Consider the following 6,518-nt stretch of genomic DNA (forward strand, 5'->3'; position numbering starts at 1 on the left):
GTTAATCTAATATGTGCGCATCACAATTAAAAATAGCCCCGCACACCGAAAATATAAGGGTTTTTCACAATTAAATGGTTTTCATTATGCCTAATATAAATTAGGCAAGAAATTTTCACCTGGGCATAGACAGGAAAATAAATACAAGACGGATGTTGTTTTTGGTCAGAAACGTGAGCGTATTCAACAACATCCGACAGCCTTCAAACCTGGTTCAGGTCAGCTTAGGGAGTGCTCGTTAGTGTTGGTACTTGAGGTAGGCTCTGGCTTTGCCACTGATGGCGCATCAGGGCCGGCTGGGCTGGCGCCGCCAGCAGTATAGTCAAAACCGCCGCCTGATTGTTCTGAAACCCTGTGTTGCGACGCCAGGATATTAAGGTCCTTTACTGAAACGTCCTTATTAATTCCCATGTCATTGGCGACCTGCTCCCACTGGATAGAGAATGCGTCCCCCTCGTTCTGGGCCTTAAAAGCGGCAGCGAACTGGTAGCGCTCTGACATGGGCATCTGGTCTTTCGCCTCAGCAGCCGCGCGCTTCACTTCCTGTAGCCAGCCCCACCTCGCATTCCCTGTCCTTCATTTGTTGAAAGGCAATCCCGGCTGCAGACACACCCCCTACCACCATTGACCCCAGAACAATCGCGCCGACTGCCGGTGCCGCAAGGCCGGTAGCTGTTATAGCGCCCACCATCCCCAAACCGGCCGCAGACATGCCAACCCCACTGCTAATAAGTGCCTTGGTCGAGCCTAAAAATGACCGACATTTGTTGAGGATTGAATCGTTTTTCTTGCCGTAAATGCTCTTGAATTTCTTATGGAGTGTAGGCAGATCTTTCTTGTTGAATAGCGATATTACAAATTCCGTTTTGTTGGTTCCAGACATTTTACCACAAAATAATATGGCCCAACTTTGCCAACAAACCCAAAACAACACCTGCCAATCAAATGCGACGCGGCCGAAATAATTAAAAGACCGGAGTTTGGGCGTACAAAAAAACAGTAAATCGGTCGATTTTAGTAAAAAAATGGAGATTTTGTACGCTTAGAATTTTAACGATTTAGACCCTATCTGCCTGGCCGCTCTGAAATCCACTAAAATTATCGTTGATAAACAATAGATTGCATCTACACGACAGTACCTGCCTGATGATATTTTAACACGGACGTCTACGCGCATATTAGATTAACGGCTTGGTCTTCGTCACACTTTCCATTCCAGATAAACCGAGCACAGCCCATCCATTGAGACAGAGCCAGCTTTTGTCTGTCTGTTGGATTGGCCTTGAGTCGGATACCCTGGAGCATTTTGTTTTTGCCTGTTATTTTCCTTGTTTGATGTTAGTATTATCGAAATAATCAGTCAAGCATTAGGTTTCTATGTGCGAGTGGCTATCAGGCAGATCAGGTATTTTTAAGAATAATATTCATCTAGTATTTACAACTAAATACCGAAGAAATGTATTTACTAAAGAAATGCTGGATAGACTCTAATGAAACTTGTCAGCAAATGGATTGTGAATTGCTGGAATTTGGAGGAGAACATGACCATGTTCATATAATGGTTTCTGTGCATCCAAAACTAGCGGTATCCAATTTAGTTGGAAAACTGAAGGGAAAGTCCTCTTACTATGCTTCGGCGTGAATGTTGGGATCAAATAAAAACTATGCTTTGGGGTAAGCACTTTTGGAGTCCTGGCTATTGTTGTGTATCTGTAGGTGGGGCAAGCATGGACACGATTAAAAGATATATCGAAGGTCAAAGAACGCCACCTTCAGATAAATCCGTTAAAATCTCTAAAACTCTTTCCGGGCGATAGAATAAGCAGCACCCTGTCTTTTGGGCTATCTGCTCAAAACAGGCGATTAGTAACGACATGTGACTTCCGTTGTTTTCATCGCCAGCATGAATTCGACGGAGGGTGTCAATCATAACAAACCGATTCCCTTCAAAGGCACGGCACATCTGATCTACAAGCTTCTGGTTATGATAACCATCTGGAGTGACAAGGTGACAAATATTGCCTAATTGAGACTCAATATGCATTCTCTCAGCCATTTTTCTACGATCATCTGGACTAAAATGTTCACCTAAGGAATGCATTCTCTGGTGTAAAATTTGAACAGGATCTTCAAATGTCAGGTAAGCCGTTTTCTGGTCGCATTCTTCAATACCCAGACCCAGCAGATCTCTTCCCGTTGCAAGGTCTGCCAGCAAACCAAACGACAAAAAGCCCTTTCCCGTACTGCCCGCAGCTATCAAACTGCCAACCGTACCGGCCAAAATCCCTAAGATCCCACCAATAACAAAATCCAAATCATCTGCTGGTCGTTCAAAGGCGGTTTGGAGATCCAATTCCCCCTTTGTATTTAATATAAAATCGCTCATTTTGTACTCTATTGTATGTATTGTATTACTTACAATACATACAGTCAATTAATTTTAAGTATTGTATCCGTTATTGTTATAACCAAAACCCCTATTGGCAGATGTCTTTCCAAGCTTATTAGCCAGCTTTTCCAGTGGATCTGGCTTGAGTGGCTTAATGTCCTCGATTTCAGTGTGTTTTTCACGTATCAAGTCGGCTTTTACCCTGAAAGCCTCGACGTATAAGCCACCGTTTGAGGTACGTCTGTTTCCGTAGGAATTTAAGCTTTTGGTGGACTGATGCCCCATGATCTGAGCAGCTTCAATCCGATCCAGATTGCTCGCCTTCAGGTTTGAACCGAATTGATGTCTCCACGAGTACAACGAGTAATGAATTTTTCTCTTCGGGAAGCATCTTTTTGAAGCCCTCGAAACCCTTTCTTGGATATTCTCAATCTGCCTTTCAGTTTTACCGGAAAGCTGTTTTGCAGCCCATTCTAAAAGGCTTCTAACTTGTTTGTCATTTATCAGAAGCTCTCTATCAAGACCTCTTTTCCCACCATGAGATATCTTTGCTCCATTAATGAAAACTTTGTTACCCGATACTCGAATAGCCGACATTTCGGCAGGTCGAACACCCATGTATTTAGTCAGGTAAAGAGCAGCTAAAGAATGTTCGTCATGAATGGATTTTAAATGCCCAATAATTATCTTCTCATCATCAGGCTTTATTTTTTTTACCCGTTTTTGCTTAGGTTTGATAAGTGATTTATCAGAACCTTTTTTGGTTGCTGGATTTTTTGTTTTTGATATTTTCTCAGAAGATTTTTTATATCCTAAATCTTCCTGTTGAATAGTCAGTGCTCGGCGTAAACGCCGCCAATACGCAGGTCGATAGTCATATCGGCAATCAATAAGGGCATCAATTAATTTCTGAGGGGTAACTTGCGAGGCATCATCAAACTTGGTTTTGATAAAATGGTTGGCAAGAGAGATATATTCCTGCTTTGTTTTTGTTTCCACTTTATTTCCATTATTACGAAAATAATAACATGGAAACAAAAAAATCAGAAATATAATCGACGTACTTATGTTTGGCTAGCAAAAGAATGAGCCGACGAAATTATTCCATCCTAATTTTCAGAAAAAGCCTTCGCTTTTTCTGAAAATTAGAATTCCATAATTCCTCTGGCTCAGTGGTTGTTTCATCGACACTCGCGGCTCTGTTCTGGTTATGTGTTGGCGCTGCCCTCCAGGGCAGTGATATCAATATATCAGTCCATTCTTTGAGAACCTCGCTACGCCTGGGATGGCGCGGATTTCAGGAAGCTACCAACATTTATTCGGAACAGAGCCGACACTCGCTATGCTCGGTCTCTGATCTTTTCAACCCTTTTTCGCTATACGCTCAAAAGGCTCTCAAAGACCACAACCCCATACTTCCACGCTTACGCCTGTGGAAGTATGGGTTAGAAGAAGGGTGGCAATATCTCTGCCAGAGCTGGCAGTATTGTTGCCAATAGGCTGTTTGGCCTCAAGCCAAAAACTGCGTAAGTACGTTAACCTGGGTCACGTACTTCCACACAAAAAAATATTGGCAACAAAAGCGTACTTCTTATCAGGGGTCACGCCATACCTGAATCCGTAGCTTCATGACAGATTAATTCCGCTAAACCTCTTGCCACACTAAGCTTACAGGCTATAAATAGTGATTTCTTTTTTGCACCTACTGAGTGCATTTTTGGATAATCAAAAAAAACAGCATTTTTTATGGATCAATAATTACAGAGCCTTTGCGGCAGAAGGGTTTCCGGATTTTCCAATTTTTTGGGATTAATTAAGAAGTCACGGATTCAGGGCCATAGAAAGGAAAAAATCGTACGCTAAGCCGACAATCCCTTATCTCCCAATGGCTCTGGGCGGATTAGATCGTGCTTTTGCTTGAGCAGAAGAAAAGTGAAGTGCTGACATTATATATGTAGGTACTCGCGTCAAAAAGGTAGTTGGTCTTAATATTGAACGGTAGTTTGGGAACTTAACCCCTGTTTTCTTGTCCCAATACTGTGGACAGTTTTTAAAGAGCGTAATGCCCGTGGGGCAAGGCCTGCGTGTAGGAGCTGGTATTTAATAGCAAGTATGGGTCGGCGCAGAGTTGCTATTAAATGCCTTATAAAGCCACAGGCCCCGGAATGCTTGGGCTAAAACTGTCCGAAGTATTGTATCTATAAGGCTTGCCCGAGAAGTAAAACAGCAGTAAAAAGCGGTCAGATTCAGTACCCCTCGGGCAAGCCATGACTAAGGATTTGTAATTAAATAACATCCCTATTTAACCCGGTTCCCGTTCGTCCTGAGCCCGTCGAAGGGCATGACTCCGAGCCAAATCTGGGGTCAGGTCTTTCTTCTTGAAAGATACAAATACGTGAAAACTGGGAAAACAAAAACCGGGGGCAGGTCTTGATCCCTGAATTTATTCAAATATTTCCTGCCGGGCACCCTCTATTACAGGATTCCCGACCAAGTCTCGCTTTTTTATCCAGCCTGTTCCAGGCAAGGAGCGATGGCAGGGTCACGAGTCACTCGTTGTTGGCTGAACTGAAAAGCGTCTTTAGAAGTGAATTTATCTGATCATCAGTAACTCCACGGCATCACAGTAAATCCCTATTCAGCAAAAAGAACCATCATGGCTCTATAACAAGTAGCTTGTCCTGGTCTTCTGCCAACAGACTTTTCAACTCACGTCCCGACTGGCGACAGAGCTGATATGTATCAGAAAGGTACTGCAGAGTTTCCGGAACCGCTTGCTGTGTATTAACTACTTTTTTAGCTGCAGATTGCTTCTGATCGTTCAACCGGCCAAGCCAAACGGGTGCATTCTTCTTTTCCAGTGGCAGTAAAACCGCTGTTTTGATTGAGGATTGCCAGTCGTTAATGTTGGCGATGATATTTTCCGCCTCCTTCAAATCCCCCATCTGGGCTCTGGCATTGGCAATACACATGGAAGCGCCCATTGCCCCCATAAAGTTAATCTGGAACGGTTCCGGGTTCTTGTAAACGACCTTCACTTCTTGCAACTGGCGCTCACACAGCAATTTGAACTGATGCTCGCTTTCTCTGAGAGTTATAATGGCCTGATCGGCCATCACCAATTTCTCAAGTCTTAGCGCTTCATTCAGGCTTTCAAGGTTGGCAGTGAACCTGCTGAACTGAACGGATTCCTGATAGCTTTTTATCTCATTAGCAGTCAGTAACAGGGTATCCAGCTTTATATCCATCTGATCAAGCTGACGAATGACCTGATCAAGCTTTCGACTGATCTTATTGAGCTGGTTGATGACTATAGCAAAACCGGCCACGGTAACAGCCAGGTTCATTCCCTGCATAACCATGGTGGCGTGTTGCATGGATTGTATGTTCTGCAATAATCCCTGATTTTGCGACACCGTTTTGCCAATAGCCCCCAGAGCCTGCTGGTTCTGTTCAGCGGTTGCCTTTAACTGTTCCATAACCTGACTGGCTGCCTGAGCATTTTCCGGAAATCGCAGATGCCTAACGATACTGCCAGCCTTGTCAAAGCCCGGCGCTACACGAATGGTTCCTCCGCTGATCATCAGTTCTGTTCCCAGTCGGGATAGCAACTCATCAGGGATACCTCTGGTAATAATCACAAGCTGAAATCTCCCTGCATTTTATCCCTGGCCTTATCTGCCTTGATTCTTGCCCTGATGGAACCCACATAGGCTGTGCATGGGATAGTCACCTTATAGGCAGTCCCTGCCACTGAGTGCAGGATACTGCCAAGGGCAATGCCCCAACCAATAACGGGAATTGCCGCAGTAGCCGCCCGACTACCAATAAAGACCGCCGCAGCATTTAAACCCAGAGTCCGGAGAATATAGGGCATTGATACTTCTACCAGCGCCACATAAAGAGCAGGTCCGATAACACTGCCTTGCTTCAGAATATCCTTGAGAGTGAAGGCTTCATCGAAGCCTTTATCCTGCACCTCGGTATAAAATTTTTGACGATCTTCGTCGTCCATCTTGTCAACGGCTTTTTCGATAAGTGTTTCCAAAAGTGCCCACTCAATGGCTTCGATAGCGGCTGAATCAGCTACTTTGGAACCTACTTTTTTGGCGGCATCCAGTGCTAATTC

10 protein-coding genes are annotated in these 6,518 nt (G+C 44.1%); 3 read left to right on the forward strand and 7 right to left on the reverse strand.

The window, feature by feature from the left end; genetic code table 11:
* Positions 1-219: 219 nt before the first annotated feature.
* From RM811_RS04615 to RM811_RS04625, 3 genes are all read right to left on the reverse strand, one after another.
* Positions 220-540, reverse strand: coding sequence for a hypothetical protein (locus RM811_RS04615; protein WP_402521235.1), 321 nt, complete (start codon positions 538-540; stop codon positions 220-222).
* Positions 521-883: a hypothetical protein gene (locus RM811_RS04620; protein WP_402521237.1), complete on the reverse strand. Its 363-nt coding sequence runs from the start codon at positions 881-883 to the stop codon at positions 521-523. The genes RM811_RS04615 and RM811_RS04620 overlap by 20 nt, the downstream gene beginning before the upstream one ends.
* A gap of 284 nt (positions 884-1,167) precedes the next feature.
* Positions 1,168-1,305: a helix-turn-helix domain-containing protein gene (locus tag RM811_RS04625; RefSeq protein ID WP_402521240.1), complete on the reverse strand. Its 138-nt coding sequence runs from the start codon at positions 1,303-1,305 to the stop codon at positions 1,168-1,170.
* 72 nt (positions 1,306-1,377) lie between these two features.
* Here RM811_RS04625 and RM811_RS04630 point away from each other — a divergent pair, with 72 nt between their 5' ends.
* Genes RM811_RS04630 through RM811_RS04640 form a run of 3 tightly spaced genes read left to right on the forward strand, consistent with a single transcriptional unit; the run spans position 1,378 to position 1,817 of the window.
* A complete protein-coding gene (locus tag RM811_RS04630) occupies positions 1,378-1,491 on the forward strand; it encodes a transposase (protein ID WP_402521243.1) in 114 nt (37 codons plus the stop codon).
* 16 nt (positions 1,492-1,507) lie between these two features.
* Entirely contained in the window at positions 1,508-1,642 is a 135-nt protein-coding gene (locus RM811_RS04635; protein ID WP_402521245.1) for a transposase, read from the forward strand.
* 22 nt (positions 1,643-1,664) lie between these two features.
* On the forward strand, positions 1,665-1,817 hold the full coding sequence (locus RM811_RS04640) for a transposase (protein WP_402521255.1): 153 nt from the start codon (positions 1,665-1,667) through the stop codon (positions 1,815-1,817).
* Here RM811_RS04640 and RM811_RS04645 read toward each other — a convergent pair.
* The 4 genes from RM811_RS04645 to RM811_RS04660 form a co-directional block, all read right to left on the reverse strand.
* Entirely contained in the window at positions 1,757-2,386 is a 630-nt protein-coding gene (locus RM811_RS04645) for an AAA family ATPase (protein ID WP_402521247.1), read from the reverse strand. The two genes, RM811_RS04640 and RM811_RS04645, sit on opposite strands and share 61 nt — an antisense overlap.
* Before the next feature lie 54 nt (positions 2,387-2,440).
* Positions 2,441-3,388, reverse strand: a complete 948-nt coding sequence (locus RM811_RS04650; RefSeq protein WP_402521250.1) for a site-specific integrase — start codon at positions 3,386-3,388, stop codon at positions 2,441-2,443.
* A 1,655-nt stretch (positions 3,389-5,043) separates the two neighbouring features.
* Positions 5,044-6,030, reverse strand: a complete 987-nt coding sequence (locus tag RM811_RS04655) for a hypothetical protein (protein ID WP_402521252.1) — start codon at positions 6,028-6,030, stop codon at positions 5,044-5,046.
* Positions 6,027-6,518 (reverse strand): hypothetical protein (locus RM811_RS04660; protein WP_402521253.1); only part of this gene is annotated, 492 nt, incomplete at its 5' end. The genes RM811_RS04655 and RM811_RS04660, both read right to left, overlap by 4 nt.

The sequence above is a fragment of the Endozoicomonas sp. genome, from assembly GCF_031844845.1.
GTDB lineage: Bacteria > Pseudomonadota > Gammaproteobacteria > Pseudomonadales > Endozoicomonadaceae > Endozoicomonas.